The organism is Nitrosomonas nitrosa (assembly GCF_003051105.1).
GTDB classification, from domain to species: domain Bacteria; phylum Pseudomonadota; class Gammaproteobacteria; order Burkholderiales; family Nitrosomonadaceae; genus Nitrosomonas; species Nitrosomonas nitrosa.
This window is the reverse complement of sequence record NZ_QAOO01000013.1, coordinates 38,914-58,852: the sequence shown is the minus strand read 5'-3', so window position 1 is coordinate 58,852 and position 19,939 is coordinate 38,914. Positions and strand designations below refer to the sequence as shown.

Below are 19,939 nucleotides of genomic sequence, written 5' to 3'. Positions count from 1 at the left end.
AATATCACCAGGATAGCAGATATAATATCGTTAATTACACTGTCTGGAATGCTGATGCTTGCAACACTTTTACAAAATAACTCACCTCTTGATGAATCCGTTAAAACCACACACATTCTAACGCTCCTTCCCAGGCTGGAAAAACTGCCGGGCAAAATCGATCTCCCTGGCGAACATACACTCAAAGCCTTGTTGCTGCGGCGCGATATACCGTTAGGTCAGATTAGCGAGATGCCCGTATGTGCCAACCTGCAAAACGGTGCGTTATGCGCGTGGGCAATGGTGGATTTAAGCAAGCCGGTATTTGACCAGCACACCCATGTCCGCAAAGCATTACAGCTACTGCTGGAAGAAGGGCCTACGCAAATTCATGTATCGGTTCACGGTAACGCGCATCAAAGAGAACTGTTGGCGCGATTAGCGGTATATATTTCCTGGATCAATGGCGCGGTCTTGCCTGTCCGCAAACTCAAGCCAGATAGAAAACCGCTGGAATCGATCGTTCTGCATGGACACGAAGATCCCGATTACTTTCTATCTTTGCGCGCGCAGGCGGAAGGAAACCTGCTGGCACGTGGATTGACAGGTTTACCGCCCAATGAGTTGACACCTAAGACATACCGGGAGCAAATTGAAAAACTCGCAATCAGAGAACAGTGGAAATATGAGGAATATGACCTAGCCAAATTACGGAAGCTGGGCGCGGGTGCCTTTGTTGCCGTCGCTCAGGGCAGCGATACCGAAGATGCTGCGATCGTTCATCTGCAGCGGCACAATGGAAAAAAACCGGGCAAGACCATCGCGCTCGTCGGCAAAGGTATATGCTTCGATACCGGTGGGCATAATCTTAAGCCCGCGCGTTTCATGCATGGTATGCATGAGGATATGAATGGCTCCGCTGTAGCGCTCGGCGTATTGTTGGCAGCAACGCGCGCAGATTTACCTGTCAATATCGATTGCTGGCTGGCCATCGCACAAAACCATATCAGCCCACGCGCCTACAAGCAAAATGATGTCATCACGGCATTGAATGGTATGACGATCGAAATTATCCATACCGATGCGGAGGGTCGCCTGGTACTGGCCGATACCCTGACACTGGCGGAAAGGCAAAAGCCCGACTTGATAATTGATTTCGCCACCCTGACGGGCAGCCTCTACACCGCGCTGGGATCACGCTACAGCGGCGTTTTCAGTAATCACGAACCGCTGATCCAGAAAGCGCTTGCCGTGGGGAAATCAAGCGGCGAACGTGTGTGCGCATTTCCCATGGATGCAGATTACGACGTGGAGCTTGAAAGCAAAATCGCCGATATCAAGCAGTGCTTGCTAGACAGCGATTTCGATCATATCCTGGCTAGCCGCTTCCTCAGCCGATTCGTCAATGACATACCCTGGCTGCATATGGATCTCTCAGCTTGCAATCATAAAGGGGGATTAGGTGCCGTCGGTACCGATATTACAGGTTTCGGCGTAGCTTGGGCTATGGCGTTTCTACAAAAATTCCTGACAAGCTGATTCTTCGATAAGTTTGGTGGCTACGAGTTATCTGCCAAGCGTATTTTGTTTGAGTTGACCAATCGAAGGGTCAGTTTTTGACCAATGGAAAGTCGCTCGCTGTTGCCGTTCCATGATTTGATTTCTTTTACATCAAGACCATATCGCTTGGCGATGTCATACAGTGTGTCGCCTTTTTTGACCACATAGATAATTTGGTCATCCCATGACGAATAAGCGCGACGCTTGCCGTTCTGGGTGTTCTGCACGAAGTAATCGGGTTCTTTTGCCTTACTCTTGCCACGCGGAACCAAGACGATCTGCCCACGCCTGAGCGCGCTCCTTTCCGAAAGACCATTGATTTCAGCCAATTCAGCGACATCGATAGCGTATTTATCAGACAATTCTTCGAGGGTTTCCACTTCTTTCACACGGTAAATACGCCAAGAAACAAGCGATTTATCGTAATTCTCTAGATTAGCGACGAAAGTTCTCGCTTTATTGACTGGCAGCAACAAGGTGCGCGGCGCATCATTGATTCTTATGATAGGACGATGGTAGGCCGGATTTAGCGCGGCAAATTCAGCTTCTGGCACGTCGGCAAGCTCTGCTGCCAATTTTACGTCAATGGGACGCGTGATTTCCACTTGCTCGAAATAGGGCCGGTTGGGAAGTGGTTTAAGTCTGATACCATAATTTTCTGGTTTGGCAATAATGTTTCTTACAGCAATGAGCTTTGCGACATGGTTTTTGGTTTCGGTGGGCAACTGAAGGTCATGGAGGCGAATACGTTTCTTGCCCTTCTGCGTCGTCTCATCGATAGATCGCTTCAATGCCCCCTCACCCCAGTTATAGGCCGCCAGCGTCAACTGCCAATCACCAAACATCGTGTGAAGCTTTTGCAAGTAATCCAGCGCCGCTCGGGTCGCAGCGACCACATCACGCCGTTCGTCATACCACCAATTCTGTTCGAGGCCATATGCCCTGCCAGTCGAGGGAATAAACTGCCATAAGCCAGATGCATGCTGCCGGGAGTAAGCTACTGGATCGAATGCGCTTTCCACGATGGGGAGCAATGCGATCTCGGTCGGCATACCGCGCCGTTCCACTTCTTCGACTATATAAAATAAATAGCGCCTGCTTCGTTCAACGATGTGATCGATATATTTTTGATGACGAGTAAACTGGTTTTCGTTATGGCGAACTTCTTGACTGTGCATATCCGCGAGACTAAAACCGCTGCGGATACGTGTCCATAAATCATCTAAAGGCTTGTTCGAATTTACTGATGTTTTTTTTACTTTTGAAATTGAAGTACGATAATTATTTTCTAAAGTTTCCCTTGCTTCTGTCGTTATTGGTAAAAAGGCTAGCGGCATACTGGCCGCCATGATTACTAGTAGATTTCGTATGGTTCTTGTTTCTAGCATGAGTGTGTGCATCCTTAATTTTCAAAATGATCAATATCTCTGAAAATTCAGATTCGATCATGCCTGCAAAAGAGGTGGCCCATCCCTATGCCACCTGTTAGGGATAACACTCAATTTTTATCCATTGCAGACAAGTGCTACATCATTGCTTCTGTGCTTGCTCCTAATAATTGATGTAATTAATTGATGTAATTTAAATTTTAAAAAACACTTCGGCAAATTGAAATCAATTTGCCGATAGTGCTCGCTTGTTAATCCCAGCTCAATACGCCGCCTGTTTGGTATTCAATGACGCGCGTTTCGAAAAAGTTCTTTTCTTTCTTCAAGTCGATCATTTCCGACATCCATGGAAATGGATTGCTCGCATCTGGAAAAAGAATATCGAGACCGATTTGCTGGCATCGGCGATTTGCGATAAAGCGCAAATATTCCTTAAACATCGACGCATTCAACCCGAGCACGCCGCGTGGCATCGTATCTTCGGCATAACGGTATTCAAGCTCGACCGCTTTTTGCATCAAAGCGCTAATCTCCTCACGAAATGCTTTCGTCCAGAGTTGAGGATTTTCCAGTTTGATCTGGTTGATAACGTCGATACCAAAATTACAATGCATCGACTCATCACGCAGAATATACTGATACTGCTCGGCAGCACCCGTCATTTTATTCTGTCTGCCGAGTGCCAAAATCTGGGTAAATCCCACATAGAAGAACAACCCCTCCATGATACACGCAAATACGATTAAACTCTTCAATAATTTTTGATCCGCTTCTAACGTTCCTGTTTTAAACCCTGGATCAGTCAGTGTATCGATGAAGGGGATCAAGAATTCATCCTTGTCGCGAATCGATTCGATCTCATGATAGGCGTTGAAAATCTCGCCTTCATTCAAGCCAAGCGATTCGACGATATATTGATAGGCATGCGTATGAATGGCCTCCTCGAAGGCCTGACGCAAAAGATATTGCCGACACTCAGGATTGGTAATATGGCGATACGTCCCCAGCACGATATTGTTTGCCGCCAACGAATCCGCCGTCACAAAAAAACCAAGATTACGCTTAACCAAGCGGCGCTCGTCTTCGTTCAATCCATTTGGATCTTTCCACAGCGCAATATCGCGACTCATATTGATTTCCTGAGGCATCCAGTGATTGGCACAAGCAGATAAATATTTTTCCCATGCCCACTTATACTTGAATGGAACCAGTTGATTCACATCCGCCTTGCAATTGATGATGCGCTTATCTTCAACCGAAATACGGCGATACATATCTTCCGCTGATTGCTCATATACCGGATCGATACTATCCTTCACTGCAGACTCGATCTCTGCAGAAGAACCCAAGATTGATTCATTGGGCAGGCCGCTCAAGAGGCCCTTGGATCGATTTTTTTCTGGCTGCAGCGGTTCATCGTCAAACGTCAACATCATTTTTTCTCCTTGCTTTTATTGAGTTTTATCTGCACATCGATTGTCATTGGCATGATTCGCAGCCAGGATCATCAATTGCACAATACTTGATTTCGGCTGTCATCTGCTGTATGCCTGCAGCAGCCATTCCACCGCTTGCTGGCACCGCATTGAGTGCGCCGGTATGGACCGTCGATTTTTCCGCTGTCGTTGCCCCTAGCGAACGCAGGTAATAGGTCGTCTTGAGCCCCCGCAACCAAGCAAGTTTATAGAGCTCATCAAGCTTTTTGCCTGATGCGGCCGCTATATAAATATTGAGTGACTGGGCTTGATCGATCCATTTCTGCCGTCGAGCAGCCGCTTCAACCAACCACCGGGGATCGATTTCGAACGCGGTTGCATACAGGTTCCGCATATCGGCGGGTATCCGGTCTATTTTGCCGATCGCGCCATCGTAGTATTTAAGATCAGCAATCATCACTTCATCCCAAAGATCACGTTGTTTAAGATCATTCACCAACCATTTGTTAACCATCGTGAACTCACCAGATAAATTCGATTTAACATAAAGATTCTGATAAGTGGGCTCGATACTCGCCGAGATGCCAACGATATTTGAAATCGTTGCGGTCGGCGCAATCGCCAGACAATTCGAATTTCTCATGCCGTGCTTCTTGATGCGCGCTCGAAGCTTATCCCATTGCAGTGTAGCGGATATATCCACTTCCACATTATTACCACGCTCTTCGCGCAACAACGCCAGGGTGTCTTGCGGCAAAATCCCGCGATCCCATAGACTGCCACGATAAGAAGCGTAACAGCCTCGTTCCTCCGCCAATTCGGTTGAAGACCAATAAGCATGATAGGCAATCGCTTCCATCGAACGATCCGCAAACTCGATCGCTTCTTCGGATGCGTAGGGAATCCCCAGTTTATATAAGCAATCCTGGAATCCCATGATACCCAGGCCGACTGGCCGATGTTTCAGATTTGCATTGCGCGCTTTGGCAACCGCATAAAAATTGATATCGATCACATTATCAAGCATGCGCATCGCTGTGCTGATAGTGCGTTTCAATTTGTCCATATCGAGTTTGCCATCAATGATATGCGCAGGCAGATTAATCGAGCCGAGGTTGCAGACAGCGATTTCCTGCTCATTGGTATTCAAAGTGATTTCGGTGCAAAGATTGGAGCTGTGCACCACACCGACGTGATTTTGAGGCGAACGAATATTGCAAGGGTCTTTGAAGGTAATCCAGGGGTGCCCTGTCTCGAATAGCATGGTGAGCATTTTTCGCCATAACTGCTGCGCAGGAAGTTTTTTATGCAGAGCAATTTCACCGTCTGCCGCTTTCTTCTCGTAAGCAAGATAGGCCTGCTCGAATACCTTACCATACTTGTCATGCAGATCCGGCACGTCGGAAGGCGAAAACAGCATCCAATCCCCGCCCTCCATCACCCGCTTCATGAACAAATCGGGTACCCAAATGGCCGTATTCATATCATGCGTTCGACGGCGATCATCACCGGTATTTTTACGCAGCTCCAGGAACTCTTCGACATCGAGATGCCAGCATTCCAGATAAGCACAAACCGCACCCTTGCGTTTACCGCCTTGATTGACTGCAACAGCCGTATCGGAAACGACTTTGAGAAAAGGCACCACGCCTTGCGATTTGCCATTGGTTCCTTTAATGCGCGACCCCATCGCCCGTACAGGTGTCCAGTCATTACCCAGCCCGCCCGCAAACTTCGAAAGCAAGGCATTTTCTTTAATCGCTTCATAAATACTGTCGAGGCTATCGGAGACGGTGGTCAGATAACACGAAGAAAGCTGCGAGCGACAAGTACCTGAATTGAACAACGTCGGTGTCGAACTCATGAAGTCAAATTTCGACAATAGCTGATAGAACTCGATGGCACGCGCCTCTCGATCGATCTCATTGAGCGCCAGCCCCATCGCAACCCGCATGAAAAAAGCCTGCGGCAGCTCGATACGTTTTTCCTTGATATGTAGAAAATAGCGATCATACAATGTCTGCAGACCAAGATAACCAAATTGCATATCTCGATCCGCATCCAGCACTTCCGCCAAGCGTACCAAATCGAATTGGGCAAGCCGCTCATCCAATAAACCGGCTTCGACCCCTTTTTTGACAAACCCTGGAAAATATTCGGCGTAACGCGATGTCATCTCGTTTTGTGTAACATCCTCTCCCAGTACTTCAAAACGGATCGTATGCAATAACAATCTTGCCGTTACGTAACTGTAAGCAGGATCTTTCTCGATCAAGGAACGTGCAGACAAAATCAACGATTTTCTGACTTCTTCCGCCGGCACGCCATCGTACAAATCTTTTAAGGTCGACTTGAGGATGAGGGCGCTGTTCACCGCATCGCCGAGATCGACACAAGCCGAGTCGACCAGGGCTGTCAAACGCGCAATATCGAGTGGGACTCTCAGCCCATTTTCCAGCACATGTAACACCGGCGCCTGTTTCTCGGCCGTCAGTTTTTCTTGCTGTTTTGCCCGCTCACGCGCACGTGCCTCACGATACAGCACGTATGAACGCGCCACGTCGTGTTCTCCCGAACGCATCAATGCCAGCTCAACTTGATCTTGAATATCTTCAATATGAAACGTGCCACCATCCGGTTGGCGCCGCGTCAATGCACCAACCACATCTTGCGTCAGACGCGCCACCACTTCACGCACCCGCGCAGATGCGGCACCTTGACCACCCTCCACTGCGATAAATGCCTTGGTCATCGCGACAGAGATTTTGCTTGGCTCAAAAGCAACCACGGCGCCATTACGGCGAATCACTTTATATTGAGCGTATTGCAAACTAGGTGTAACAGGAATTTCTGAAAAGTCACTCCGAAGAACAGGATCTAAATTTGTGCTGTCGGCTGTTAGTTGCATAGTCGACTTCTCCTTGATTTGTTGGGACTGAGAAAAATAAAAGAGGGAATTGTTACTGCTTTTACTCATCATTAGTAAAATGACACCAGATACTACATATTGTAGCAAGTAGTAAATTTATACCGAAGTTTTGTATGTGCGTCCAGCAAAAAATTATCGCCTTTTCAGAAAAACAACCTACATTTTTTATTAACCGATTGATAATGAATCGTAATCATTCAATCCAAAGCAAGGTCAAAAAATGCAATTCATAGCAAGGCCGTTAATACAACCCAGTATTAATACGATTCACCGCTTTTTCCATATTTGAAGACGAATCATGTTATGAGAAACTAGCAACGGCTCATTCCTTTCTTCACAGGCTTTTTATGCACGTAAACCAGTGGCGCCTACTTGGCACAAGACGTTTTCTACCGCTTTTTATCACGCAGTTTTTGGGTGCGTTGAATGACAATGTTTTCAAAAATGCGCTGATCATTCTGATTACCTATGCAGTCATGGATAGTGCTGGCATCGCTCCGCACATCATGGTGACACTGGCAGCTGGAATATTCATTCTCCCGTTTTTTCTTTTTTCTGCGATTGCAGGTCAACTCGCTGACAAAAGGGATAAAGCGCAGCTCATCCGAGTGATCAAATTCATTGAAATCCTGTTGATGGCCAGTGCAGCAATAGGTTTTTATCTGGAAAACGTCATTCTGCTGCTAGGTATCCTTTTTCTGATGGGAGCACAATCCGCTTTCTTTGGGCCACTCAAATACGGCATCCTGCCAGACCATCTTCATGAGCATGAGTTGATCGGCGGCAACGCCCTGATCGAAGCAGGTACATTTTTATCGATCTTGCTCGGCACGATGCTGGGTGGTCTGTTTATCATGGTTGAAAATGGCATCGCTATCATCACAGCGCTGGTGATCATAGCTGCGCTCCTGGGCTGGCTATCCAGCTTGTATATTCCGCCAGCCCAGCCCGCATCCCCGGGAATCATGATCGGGTTTAACCCGTTAAGCGAAACACGCGCGATTCTTCAGTATATTCGCCAAGACAAAATCATTTTTCGCACCATCCTGGGTATTTCCTGGTTCTGGTTGTTTGGCGCGGCTTTTTTGTCTCAATTCCCGATTTTTGCAAAGGAAATCATTGGTGGCAATGAGCAAGTCGTTACCTTATTTCTAGTTGTATTTTCGGTTGGGATCGGCATCGGCTCACTACTGTGCAACAAGTTACTAAAAAGTGAAGTGGTAACTACCTATACGCCGCTCGGGATTCTCGGCATGACTGTTTTTACCGTCGACTTATTTTTTGCAAGCCACGCCATCATACCGGTTGTCGAAAAAAGCGAGCTGATCGGTGCAATCACATTTTTGGATTCATGGACTCACTGGCGTATTTTAGCGGATCTGTTCGGCCTCGCTATTTGTGGTGGGATTTATATCGTGCCGCTATACGCTCTTCTCCAGCACTGCGCCCAATCTTCCCATCGGTCACGTGTCTTCGCCGGTAACAACATCATGAATGCACTCTTCATGGTGGCCTCTGCACTGGCTATTAGCTTGATGCTGGCAAGCGATTTTTCTGTCACCGAAGTTTTTTTGACGATTGCCCTCTTGAATGGACTGGTAGCGATTTATATTACGAGTCTGCTGCCGCAGGCACTGATCAGATCACTTCTGCAAGCCATTTTCCATACGTTCTATCGATTGGAAATCAAGGGAATGGAACACTATCAACAAGCAGGCGGCAGAACGATCATCATTGCCAATCATCTATCATTCCTGGATGCGCTGCTACTAAGCGCTAGCATTCCCGAGCCATTGTGTTTCGCCATCAACACGCATATTGCGCGGCGCTGGTGGATCCGTCCTTTTCTATTTCTTGCCGACATTGTCACAATCGACCCCACGAATCCCATGTCGATGCGCTTATTGATCGATAAGGTAAAAAATGGCCGGAAAGTCGTTATTTTCCCCGAAGGCAGGCTGACGCTCACTGGCTCACTCATGAAAGTATACGAAGGGCCAGCTGTCATCGCCGACAAATCGGATGCGCTTCTTCTGCCGATCTGTATTTCAGGGGCTCAATACACGCCCTTCTCCCGACTAAAAGGTAAAATTCGGCTACGCTGGTTTCCTAAAATAACACTTACCTGCATGCCACCCGAATCCTTTGCGCTGCCGCCACAAATACAGGGAAAACAGCGACGACGCATGGCCGGCATCAAACTTTACGACATCATGACCACCATGATGTTTCAAAGTAATACGCTAAAGCAAACCTTGTTTGAGTCCCTGCTCGACGCCGCAACGATTCATGGCAGAAGGCATGTTATTGCTGAAGATATTGAGCGCATTACTTTATCCTATTCTCAATTGATCACCCGCAGTTTCATCCTGGGCAGTGTGCTACAAAAAATGGCACCAGTGCGCCATAATGTAGGCATACTATTGCCCAATATGACCAGTACGTTGATTGGCTTTTTCGCCTTGCAAGCCTATGGGCGCGTTCCAGCCATGCTCAATTTCTCAGCCAGCAAAAAAAATCTGATCGATGCCTGCCGGCTCGCTCAAATCGAAATAGTCATTACTTCGAGACGGTTCGTCGAAGCGGGGAAACTGACCGATAGGATCGATGAATTGCAAACCCAGTCGATTTCGGTACTTTATTTGGAAGACATCCGTAAAAACCTGCACTGGTGGAACAAGCTGGCAGGAACTCTTGCTGGATGGTTGCCAAGATTTGCTTACCGCATCACGCATCCCGCACGGGATGCCGATGCAGCAGCAGTGGTGCTGTTTACTTCGGGATCCGAAGGTGCACCAAAAGGAGTGGCACTCAGCCATCTCAATTTGCAGGCTAACCGTTTCCAGGCCGCTTCTCTCATCGATTTTGGTCCGACAGATATCGTATTCAATGCATTGCCCGTCTTTCATTCATTCGGCCTGACAGGGGGAACATTGCTCCCGATTTTCTCCGGAATAAAAACATTTTTTTATCCCTCCCCCCTGCATTATCGTGTCATTCCCGAACTGGTGTATGACAGCAATGCTACTCTCTTATTCGGTACCGACACATTCCTGACAGGTTATGCTCGTTACGCCAACCCTTACGACTTCTATAGTCTTCGCTATGTATTCGCCGGTGCGGAAAAATTACGGGAAAGCACGCGCAGGACCTGGTCAGAGAATTTTGGTGTGCGCATTTTTGAAGGCTATGGCGCCACTGAAACGGCTCCCATTTTGAGTATCAATACACCCATGCACAATCGTGCAGGCTCGGTAGGCCGTTTAATGCCGGGTATCCGCTACCGATTAGAAGAAATAACGGGTATTAAAGGTGGTGGCAAATTATGGGTCGCTGGACCCAATGTGATGAAAGGCTACTATTTGCTCGATGTGCCTGGTCAGATCGTACCCCCACCTAACGGATGGTATGACACCGGCGATATCGTTGAAATCGATAATGAAGGCTATCTATTTATTAGAGGGCGTGCCAAACGCTTCGCCAAAATCGGGGGAGAAATGGTCTCCCTGACCGCGGTTGAAGAATATATCAGCCAACTTTGGCCAGATCATGCCCATGCCGTAGTCCCCATTGCCGATGCCAAAAAAGGAGAGCAGCTTGTACTTATCACGACTCATCCGGCCGCCAATCGCAATGATTTGATAGCTTATGTTCAAGAACACGGTCTCGGTGAACTGAATATCCCCAGAACCATTCTCTTCGTCGACGAAATACCGCATCTTGGTACCGGAAAAACCGATTACGTAGCGCTCAGAGAGTGGGTTATGGAGCAGACGGCCAATCTCGAAACAAAAAACGCCTAAATTCGATTTTCCAGGACGGATAAAGCTCGCTCAGCCATATTTCTTTCTGTTCCGTCGCCGACGGCTATGGGCGCGTTTGGCTTCCTCTTCAGTCAATGGCGCGGGCTTTTTATTGGCATAAGGGTTATGGCCTGTCCTGAATTCCACGCGCAGCGGTGTCCCTTCTAATTGAAAGGTATCTCGAAACGTATTTTCCAGGTAACGCCGGTAAGTTTCGGGCACATGATTCAGCATACTGCCATGAATGATAATCAGTGGAGGATTGGAGCCACCCTGGTGAGCATAACGCAACTTAGGGCGTGACATGCCGCCCCGCGGAGGTGCTTGCTTAGCCACTGCAGCCAATAATGCTCTTGTCAGCTTGGGTGTGGGTAGATGCGCCATTGCTGCCGCATACGCCGCATCAATCGAAGGAAACAACCCTTTTATACCGCTTCCATGAAGCGCAGAAATAAAGTGATATTTGGCAAAATCCAGGAATCCGAATCTTCGCGCAATTTCGCGTTTGACGATCTCCCGCTGATAGTTATCCATCCCATCCCACTTATTGATGGCGATAACCAATGCCCTGCCTGTTTCCAGTATGAATCCTGCGATATGCGTATCCTGGTCAGAAATTTCGCTCCTTGCGTCCAGCACCAGCACCACCACATTGGCATCCTCGATCGCCTGCAGCGTTTTAATGACTGAAAACTTTTCTATGGTTTCAAATACTTTTCCACGACGACGCAAACCTGCTGTATCAATCAGCGTGTAGCGACGCCGATTGTATTCGAAATCGATATAAATACTGTCCCGGGTAGTGCCTGGTTGATCGAAGGCGATGACACGTTCCTCTCCCAATAGCGTATTGATCAATGTTGATTTACCGACATTGGGGCGGCCCACAACGGCAATTTTTGGGTACTTTCCCGCCTCCGCCTCCGCCTCCTCTAGTTGTGTATGAAAGCCGCTCAAAGCCAATTCGACCAATTCACCCACGTGATCGCCATGAATCGCTGAAATGGCACAAGGTTCGCCGAGACCCAGTTCAAAAAATTCCGATGTAGCAAACGCAGTCCGCATACCCTCGGTTTTATTCACCACCAACATAATTTTTCGGCCTGTCTGGCGTAATTGATCAGCAATGATTTTGTCATGCGGCATCACTCCTTGGCGGCCATCGACCACAAACAAGACCATATCGGATTCATCCACGGCTTGCAGTGTTTGCCGAGCCATCGCATGCAGCACTCCCGATTTCACAACAGGTTCGAATCCTCCCGTATCCACTACGATATAAGGTTTGTCGCCTAATTTACCGTGGCCATAGTGCCGGTCACGCGTCAATCCGGGAATATCTGCCACGATAGCGTCACGGCTTCGCGTCAGACGGTTAAAGAGCGTTGATTTACCAACATTGGGTCGCCCGACCAATACAAGCGTAGGTTTCATGATTACCGGGAATAATGGGTGCCTGAAAAGGGTGTTTTCACCACCAGGCCAGTAGTGAAAATACTGAAAGTGCTATCGTATAAAGTGAGTCACAAAGCGATGTTATTGTACAGCAAACGCATAAACACCCCCTTTTGAGGTTTGCACGACAAAGCCGTCAGGCAGGTACCCTGGGCTACTTAGAATAGCGCTGCCATCCGTGGCAGCGCGTGCTATCACACTACCATCATGGCGTCTTAGCAAAGTCACATTGCCATCTGCATCGCCCACCGCTAACAATCCACCACGAACAAGCAGCGGTGCAGACAACTTACGGCTTCCGAGCTTGGCTTGTTTCCACATCATAGCTCCGCTTCTTTTATCATAAGCCACTACCGCGCCACGATCTTCGCTGACATAAACATTGTTGCCATCCATGGTAAGGCCTGCGTTGCTGGATGCATCCCTTGCCCAAATTTGGCTGCCATCCATCATATCAAAACAACCGATACGTCCGTTATAAGCCACGGCACAGACTTGCTGATCATCAATCACTGGCAAGCCTACAATATCCGTCATACGCTCCAGCTCGGTCACACCCCGGGGTTGAGCAACGGTCGACTCCCAACCCACATTTCCGTTAAACAAATTCATAGCCACCAGCTTACCACCCGCCAAACCTGCGAATACGGCACCACGGGTTATCAACACGCTGGCATAATTTCTTATGGTCAAGGCAGGCGTTGGTCCTTGGTAAATCCATTTGCGCGTACCATCAGCCGCATCCAAACCAAAAATCCGCCCATCACCGCTGCGAACGACAACGACATCATTATCGGCCTGTGGTGGACTCAACACTTCGCTAGTCACGCGCACCTTCCAGAGCTCATCCCCCCTTTCATCAAACGCAAGCACTTCACCCTTGAAAGTACCGACCAGGAGCATACCCTGACCTGCACCGACTCCTCCAGAAAAGCGGTGACGGGTCTTGATTTGCCAAATTTCTTTGCCTGTATCGGGATTTAAGCGCGCGAGCACGCCTTTAGTATCGGCAACATAGATTGCGCCATTTTCATATACCGGAGAAAATACGGCGACCTTGCTCTCACTCATGCTGTAATGCCAGAGCTGGGGTATTTCAGGTGCAGCTTTTAACGCTGCAATCTCCTCCTCATCGACCTCAACTTCCTCTTTACTACTCATCATGTCGACGAGATTGCTAATGCCGAGATCGCCCATACTTGCGCAACCGGACAGCGTCGCCAGCACAAAGGCTAAAATGAGGGATCGAAAAGAAGGGTCGATTCTAAGCAACGAAACGCGCACCGAACACAAATTGAAAAATCCTTCTTACTCTGCGTGTGATCTCAAACCATCTAGCTTCATCTGCACGATGTTCTGATAGGCACTTCGCCCTTCACTTAATTTGTCAATAGCTTGCTGATATGCAGCACGAGCTTCCTCTATGCTTCCAGAAGCGGCTAGCACATCCCCTTTCATATCGGCATAAAGTCCTGCGAACGATTCTCCATGTGCAGCATTCAAATGGCGCAAAGCCTCATCATATTTTTGTTCATCCAGCAAGACTCTTGCAAGGCGTAGCCGAGCAATATCTTTCAGCTCAGGCTCCTTGCTATGATCAAGGATCCATTGCAGTTTTCCACTTGCCTCTGCTAGATCTCCAGCATTGACATTCGCTTGCGCAGCAATCAGCGCTGCGCGTGCTGCATAGCCGCTCGAGGGAAAACCTTCCATCAGCAAGTAAGCTGCATCATTGATTTTTACAGGATCGCCACTTTTCTCGACCTGTTGTTGCAATACGGTGAATAGGTCGGCTGCCTGCTGCGCTTGCTGTCTTGTATAGTAATTCCAGGCTTGTATACCGACGATCGTAGCGATCAAAGTGGTCAGGATAATAATCACCGTATTGCCATGCGCTGTCCACCAAGCCTTTAGTCCTTCAATTTTTTCCTGCTCTTCCGGATTATATGCCGCCATTTTATTTACCCGTCCAGATAATTAAATCATTCAACTCGTTTGAGTAGTACGCCAGCTTCTTCTAATCCTACTCTTACCTGCTCAGCCGCTTCACGCAATGGTTTGATACTGACTTCGTCCTCTTTTGCTTCGTCATCACCAATGATGACAGCAAAACGTGCTCCACTCGCATCCGCTTTTTTCATTTGTGATTTGAAGCTTCCACCACCGCAATGCAAAATCGCATTTAAACCTTCATCGCGAAAGTGCTCCACTGTTTTCCAGGCAAATCTCGTCGCCTGCTCTCCTTGATGAACGACGTAAACATCGACCACCGGTCTAGCTATCTCAGTTTCATCCATCAATGCGAGAATCCGCTCTATTCCCATCGCAAACCCGCACGCAGGTGCAGATTTGCCGCCCATCTGAGCAATCAGTCCATCATAACGGCCACCGGCACAGATTGTTCCCTGAGCGCCCAACTTGTCGGTCACCCACTCGAATACGGTGCGATTGTAATAATCCAATCCTCTTACCAGTCGAGAATTAATCTCGAAACTCACACCCTGGTCGTGCAGCAAGCGCTGCAACACTTCAAAATGCTTCAAGGAATCTTCATCCAGATCATCTAATAGTCGCGGCGCTCCTGCCAGGATCTCGCGCATGAGTGGATTTTTACTATCCAAAATACGCAGTGGATTACTATACAAACGTCTGCGTGCATCCTCATCAAGGTCATTCTGAAACTGCTCAAAATATTTGATGAGTCTCGCACGATAAACCGAGCGCGACTCCGGGCTTCCTAACGTGCCAATTTCTAAACGTACCCCCGAGATGCCCAATCGACGCCACAGCCGGGCACACATGATGATCAATTCCGCATCGATATCCGGATCTGAAAAACCAAGCGCCTCAACACCAACTTGATGGAATTGACGATAGCGTCCTTTTTGTGGGCGCTCGTGACGAAACATCGGCCCATGGTAATACAACCTTTGAGGTCCCGCATACAATAGATTATGTTCGAGCACGGCACGCACACAAGAAGCGGTTCCTTCTGGGCGTAATGTTAAACTGTCGCCATTCAGATGGTCCACAAACGTGTACATCTCCTTCTCGACAATATCGGTTATGGCACCAATGGAACGGATGAATAAATCGGTCTGCTCGACGATAGGCATACGGATATTACGATAACCGTAACCATCTAACCAGCTGCGGACGGTATCTTCGAAAAAGGCCCAACAATGCGTTTCATCCGGCAGGATGTCGTTCATCCCGCGGATCGCCTGAATTACATTAGACATTGATCGATTTTTTTTGATACTTGGTGCGCACGTATTCGTCGACGATATGCCTAAATTCGCCGGCAATATTATCACCTTTCAAGGTAACCGTTTTTCGCCCATCGACATAAACGGGCGCAACTGGATTCTCGCCCGAGCCCGGCAAGCTAATACCGATATTGGCATGCTTGCTTTCTCCTGGGCCATTGACCACACACCCCATTACTGCGAGTGTCATGTTTTCTACCCCATCGTATTCTTGCCGCCAAGTCACCATCTGCTCGCGCACATAAAGCTGGATACTTTCAGCCAGTTCCTGGAAATAAGTACTGGTCGTGCGCCCGCAACCTGGGCATGCCGCCACCAACGGAACAAAAGCACGCAGCCCCATCGTCTGCAAGATTTCCTGGGCGACGATGACTTCTCGTGTACGATCTCCTCCAGGTTCAGGCGTTAACGATATCCGGATAGTATCGCCGATACCTTCAAACAATAGCACAGCCAGTGCCGCAGTCGAAGCGACAATCCCCTTTGAACCCATTCCGGCCTCGGTCAAACCCAAGTGTAGCGCGTAATCACATTGCGCTGCCAGATCGCGATAAACCGCAATCAAATCCTGCACGCCGCTAACTTTACACGACAACACAATATGGTCCCGTGGCAAACCCAATTCCTCGGCCTTAGCCGCACTTTCCAAAGCCGAGGTAATAAGCGCTTTACGCATCACAAAACCCGCATCCATCGGCTCAGCGGAACGGGCGTTCTCATCCATGATACGCGCCAGCATTTCCGGATCGAGGCTTCCCCAATTGACACCGATACGTACGGGTTTGTCGTATTTACATGCCGTCTCGATCAACGTGGCAAATTGCTCATCACGCTTCTTGCCATGGCCGACATTCCCCGGATTGATACGATACTTTGCAAGTGCCTTCGCACAATCGGGGTAAGCCGTCAGCAGTTTGTGGCCATTGAAATGAAAATCCCCTACCAGCGGGACATCGCAGCCCATATCATCCAATCTTGCGCGTATCGCCGGTACCGCGCTCGCGGCTTCTGCAGTATTGACAGTAATGCGTACCAACTCGGAGCCCGCACGCGCCAATTGCGCAACCTGTATGGCAGTTGCAACTTCATCTGCCGTATCGGTATTCGTCATTGACTGCACGACGACAGGCGCGTCGCCCCCAATGGTAATGGCGCCAACGCGCACACCCACACTTTTGCGCCGTGGAAAAGAAATCTTATTTTGAGACATATCCAAAAAACCTAAAAAAATCTACCGTTTGGAGAAAAAAATTGAACAATCTATTCTAACGAAAAACGTGCCACGTCATCACTCTTTCGTGTATAGGGCGTCATATCGACAGATCTGCCATTGTACGTAAGATTGACTCCGCTCGCATTGCCAATCACCAAATAAAAAGGCGGTACTCCAGTAATGACTTGCTCCGTGCCTTTGGGATTTGTTTTGACAAAAATCACTTTTTTATCGCTATCCCTTATCTCCACCCACGAATCCTTGGAAAAGGATAAATGCAGTGTTTTATCGCTACTGACAGGGGATTCGACCACTGGAGGTTCAATCACAGAAGGCGTAGTTGGCGCTATGCCAAATTCGGGTGAACGTGTTTCCGGTACTGGCTGTTTCTCTAAGCTTGGTAAAGGTGCCAGAGAAGATTGCGGCAACAGCAGTTCCATTGTTACCTGGCCATGCTCCGTTTGTGAGTTCGACAAATCACCTGAAGGCTCCTTGAGTATCGTCACTGATTCTTGATCCCAATCACCACCTTGATAAACACCATAACCCAGAAGTGCCAGTATCAATACCATGATCGTCCCCAATCCACGCCGTCCACTGTAGGATCGTTTCGATACGGTCAAAGGCACCGTACTGCTCGATTTCAAGATGCTTTGGCGCGATGCTACGGGCGCCGATTGCGTTAACAATCGGAGCATCGCATTGGTATCGAGTTGAAGCAAGTTGCTGTAATTTTTGATAAAACCACGCAAATATGTACCTGAAGGAAGTTTACTAAAATCTTCTTCCTCTATAGCATGAATTTGCTGGGCTGATAAATGAAGTCGTCGCGCGACTTCATTTATGCTTAATCCACGCTTTAACCTCTCAGCGCGCAGCAGTTGACCAAATCCACCTGCCGCCTCCAATTTCTCCCCTGCGTATTCACTTGCGCCTTCCTGAATACCCCCTTTCGGTTCCAGCATATTCTGATTATTCTCGTTACGCTCATTCATATCCTATCTGCCTTCACGCAGCGCTCTTGCTTCTTTTGAATCTGGAAAACGTCTTTGTAATTGAAAAACATAGCTCGCCTCAGCCTGATGATCCCCGCTCGCCCGTTCGATTTGAATGGCTAGCCACAAACTTTCCGGTGTAAGCGCATAAGTCTGCATATACTGTGTCATGCCGGATTTTGCCGCTCCTATTTCGCCACGCTTGTAGTCGATCTCAATCAATCCGAGTACCGCCAATGGAAAGTTGGGATGAATGACCAATGCTTTTTGAAAGAAGGTGCGGGCACGCTCAAACTCGTTATTTTTTAAAACACAGATACCGGCATTCGAATATGTTTTTTCTGGGGTTTCATACAGAGGATCCCTTAGCGCGCTCATGAAATGATCTACTGCGCGTTCCATTTGTTCGGGCTGACGCTGACAAAGAAACCAACCAAAATTATTATGCGCATCGGGATCATTGGGCGCAATCCTAAGTGCACGCTCAAAATTCGCTTTTGCGCGCGTATCTTCCTGCAAATCCATATAAACCAAGCCTAGCACATTATAAGCGGGTGCATAAGTCGGGTCTGCACGTAGTGCAATTTCGGCCTCTTCGATCGCAACCCGATATTGACGGCGACTAAAATATTGCCCAGCAAGTTCCGTATGAATCCGCGCACTCTGAAGTGCCCGCTTTTTCGCTTCTTCGGCAGCCGGCGTTCCTTTGGTAGGTGTTTGCGCACACCCCGCAATCAACAACACAAATATTCCCGCCGCGATACCATTTAGCACGGAATTCATCCGGGCATCCTTATCAGACTACGTTGGGCCCGACGAGTTTTATCCAACACTTGCCCAGCAAGCTGCCCACACGCAGCATCGATATCATCACCACGCGTCTTGCGCACTGTAGTCACGAGCCCCGCTTGCATCAAAATATCGCGGAATACGCGAATCGCTTCGGGTGAGGAACGTCGATAGCCCGATCCAATAAATGAATTAAAAGGTATTAAATTAAGTTTACACGGAATGGATCGAACGAGCCGTACCAATTCACGCGCATGCTCAATACGATCATTGACACCGTCGAGCATGACATACTCGAAAGTAATGAAATCTCTCGGCGCAGCAGCCAGATAGCGCTCACAGGCAGCCAGCAGCATGTGAATAGGGTACTTCTTATTTATGGGAACCAACTCGTCACGCAAGGAATCGTTTGGCGCATGCAAAGAGACTGCCAGGGCTACGGGACAACGTGCACGAAGCCGATCCATTGCTGGCACGAGACCAGAAGTACTTACCGTGAGTCTCCGTCTGGACAATCCATACGCTCGATCATCCAGCATTAAATCCAGTGCTGTCACGACATGCTCGAAATTGGCCAGCGGCTCCCCCATACCCATGAACACGACATTGCTGATCACCCGCCCAGTCTCTTTGTTCGGATTATCCTGGTTAAAACGAATAGCCTCATCATCTCTAAGCGTTTTGTTTGCCCACCATAACTGGCCAATGATCTCGGCTACTGTCAGATTACGATTGAAACCTTGTCTTCCAGTCGAACAAAAACTACAGGCCAGCGCGCAACCTACCTGACTTGAAATGCACAATGTTCCCCGATTGACTTCTGGGATAAAGACCATTTCTACAGCGTTTCCTTCACCCGTCGACAAAAGCCATTTACGAGTACCGTCTGCAGCCACATGATCACTCATCACTTCAGGTGATCGAATGACGGCCAGCTCAGTCAATTTCTGCCGGAATGCTTTCGCCAAATCACTCATCTCAGAAAAATCGGAGCAACCGAGCTGATGTATCCAGCGTAACAATTGTTTTGCTCGGTAGGGTTTCTCACCGATTTCCTCACAAAAACGCGTAAGGCCAGCCGAGTCCAAATCCAATAAGTTAACTGCAGCACCCATGCTAAGCA

General features: G+C 48.4%; 13 protein-coding genes. 2 read left to right on the top strand and 11 right to left on the bottom strand.

Going from position 1 to position 19,939, the window contains the following annotated elements; all coding sequences use genetic code 11:
- Positions 1–54 precede the first annotated feature (54 nt).
- On the top strand, positions 55–1,518 hold the full coding sequence (locus C8R30_RS08970; protein WP_090667015.1) for a M17 family metallopeptidase: 1,464 nt from the start codon (positions 55–57) through the stop codon (positions 1,516–1,518).
- Positions 1,519–1,538: 20 nt separating this feature from the next.
- Here the strand turns inward: C8R30_RS08970 and C8R30_RS08965 are convergent, their stop codons facing one another.
- The 3 genes from C8R30_RS08965 to C8R30_RS08955 all read right to left on the bottom strand — a co-directional run bounded on the left by C8R30_RS08965 (position 1,539) and on the right by C8R30_RS08955 (position 7,271).
- Positions 1,539–2,927 (bottom strand): transglycosylase SLT domain-containing protein, encoded by a 1,389-nt coding sequence (locus tag C8R30_RS08965; RefSeq protein WP_090667013.1) that lies wholly within the window; start codon positions 2,925–2,927, stop codon positions 1,539–1,541.
- A 251-nt stretch (positions 2,928–3,178) separates the two neighbouring features.
- On the bottom strand, positions 3,179–4,360 hold the full coding sequence (locus C8R30_RS08960; protein WP_090666919.1) for a ribonucleotide-diphosphate reductase subunit beta: 1,182 nt from the start codon (positions 4,358–4,360) through the stop codon (positions 3,179–3,181).
- Positions 4,361–4,406: 46 nt separating this feature from the next.
- Positions 4,407–7,271, bottom strand: a complete 2,865-nt coding sequence (locus C8R30_RS08955; protein ID WP_090666917.1) for a ribonucleoside-diphosphate reductase subunit alpha — start codon at positions 7,269–7,271, stop codon at positions 4,407–4,409.
- A gap of 368 nt (positions 7,272–7,639) precedes the next feature.
- Here C8R30_RS08955 and C8R30_RS08950 point away from each other — a divergent pair, with 368 nt between their 5' ends.
- Positions 7,640–11,095 (top strand): acyl-[ACP]--phospholipid O-acyltransferase, encoded by a 3,456-nt coding sequence (locus C8R30_RS08950; RefSeq protein WP_090666915.1) that lies wholly within the window; start codon positions 7,640–7,642, stop codon positions 11,093–11,095.
- A 30-nt stretch (positions 11,096–11,125) separates the two neighbouring features.
- Here C8R30_RS08950 and der read toward each other — a convergent pair whose 3' ends face one another.
- The 8 genes from der to rlmN all read right to left on the bottom strand — a co-directional run bounded on the left by der (position 11,126) and on the right by rlmN (position 19,931).
- Positions 11,126–12,529 carry a ribosome biogenesis GTPase Der gene (der, locus tag C8R30_RS08945; protein WP_090666913.1) on the bottom strand — a complete coding sequence of 468 codons (1,404 nt, stop codon included), beginning with the start codon at positions 12,527–12,529 and terminating at the stop codon, positions 11,126–11,128.
- A 102-nt stretch (positions 12,530–12,631) separates the two neighbouring features.
- Complete coding sequence (bamB, locus tag C8R30_RS08940; protein WP_239654078.1) at positions 12,632–13,822, bottom strand: outer membrane protein assembly factor BamB; 1,191 nt, start codon at positions 13,820–13,822, stop codon at positions 12,632–12,634.
- Positions 13,823–13,858: 36 nt separating this feature from the next.
- Positions 13,859–14,506: a tetratricopeptide repeat protein gene (locus C8R30_RS08935; RefSeq protein ID WP_090666909.1), complete on the bottom strand. Its 648-nt coding sequence runs from the start codon at positions 14,504–14,506 to the stop codon at positions 13,859–13,861.
- A gap of 26 nt (positions 14,507–14,532) precedes the next feature.
- Complete coding sequence (gene hisS, locus C8R30_RS08930) at positions 14,533–15,792, bottom strand: histidine--tRNA ligase (protein ID WP_090666907.1); 1,260 nt, start codon at positions 15,790–15,792, stop codon at positions 14,533–14,535.
- Entirely contained in the window at positions 15,785–17,029 is a 1,245-nt protein-coding gene (ispG, locus tag C8R30_RS08925) for a flavodoxin-dependent (E)-4-hydroxy-3-methylbut-2-enyl-diphosphate synthase (protein WP_090666904.1), read from the bottom strand. Before ispG ends, hisS begins: the two co-directional genes overlap by 8 nt.
- Positions 17,030–17,079: 50 nt before the next feature.
- Entirely contained in the window at positions 17,080–18,027 is a 948-nt protein-coding gene (locus tag C8R30_RS08920) for a helix-turn-helix domain-containing protein (RefSeq protein ID WP_090666903.1), read from the bottom strand.
- Between the two features lie 3 nt (positions 18,028–18,030).
- Positions 18,031–18,810, bottom strand: coding sequence for a type IV pilus biogenesis/stability protein PilW (gene pilW / locus C8R30_RS08915; protein ID WP_090666901.1), 780 nt, complete (start codon positions 18,808–18,810; stop codon positions 18,031–18,033).
- A complete protein-coding gene (gene rlmN / locus C8R30_RS08910; protein WP_090666899.1) occupies positions 18,807–19,931 on the bottom strand; it encodes a dual-specificity RNA methyltransferase RlmN in 1,125 nt (374 codons plus the stop codon). The genes pilW and rlmN overlap by 4 nt, the downstream gene beginning before the upstream one ends.
- Between the last annotated feature and the right edge of the window lie 8 nt (positions 19,932–19,939).

Coding starts and splice junctions, on each gene's coding strand:
- pilW (WP_090666901.1), bottom strand. CDS start 18,810: ATGAATTCCGTGCTAAATGGTATCGCGGCGGGAATATTTGTGTTGTTG.
- rlmN (WP_090666899.1), bottom strand. CDS start 19,931: ATGGGTGCTGCAGTTAACTTATTGGATTTGGACTCGGCTGGCCTTACG.
- C8R30_RS08950 (WP_090666915.1), top strand. CDS start 7,640: ATGCACGTAAACCAGTGGCGCCTACTTGGCACAAGACGTTTTCTACCG.
- C8R30_RS08955 (WP_090666917.1), bottom strand. CDS start 7,271: ATGCAACTAACAGCCGACAGCACAAATTTAGATCCTGTTCTTCGGAGT.
- hisS (WP_090666907.1), bottom strand. CDS start 15,792: ATGTCTAATGTAATTCAGGCGATCCGCGGGATGAACGACATCCTGCCG.
- C8R30_RS08970 (WP_090667015.1), top strand. CDS start 55: ATGCTTGCAACACTTTTACAAAATAACTCACCTCTTGATGAATCCGTT.
- C8R30_RS08960 (WP_090666919.1), bottom strand. CDS start 4,360: ATGTTGACGTTTGACGATGAACCGCTGCAGCCAGAAAAAAATCGATCC.
- der (WP_090666913.1), bottom strand. CDS start 12,529: ATGAAACCTACGCTTGTATTGGTCGGGCGACCCAATGTTGGTAAATCA.
- C8R30_RS08965 (WP_090667013.1), bottom strand. CDS start 2,927: ATGCTAGAAACAAGAACCATACGAAATCTACTAGTAATCATGGCGGCC.
- ispG (WP_090666904.1), bottom strand. CDS start 17,029: ATGTCTCAAAATAAGATTTCTTTTCCACGGCGCAAAAGTGTGGGTGTG.
- C8R30_RS08935 (WP_090666909.1), bottom strand. CDS start 14,506: ATGGCGGCATATAATCCGGAAGAGCAGGAAAAAATTGAAGGACTAAAG.
- C8R30_RS08920 (WP_090666903.1), bottom strand. CDS start 18,027: ATGAATGAGCGTAACGAGAATAATCAGAATATGCTGGAACCGAAAGGG.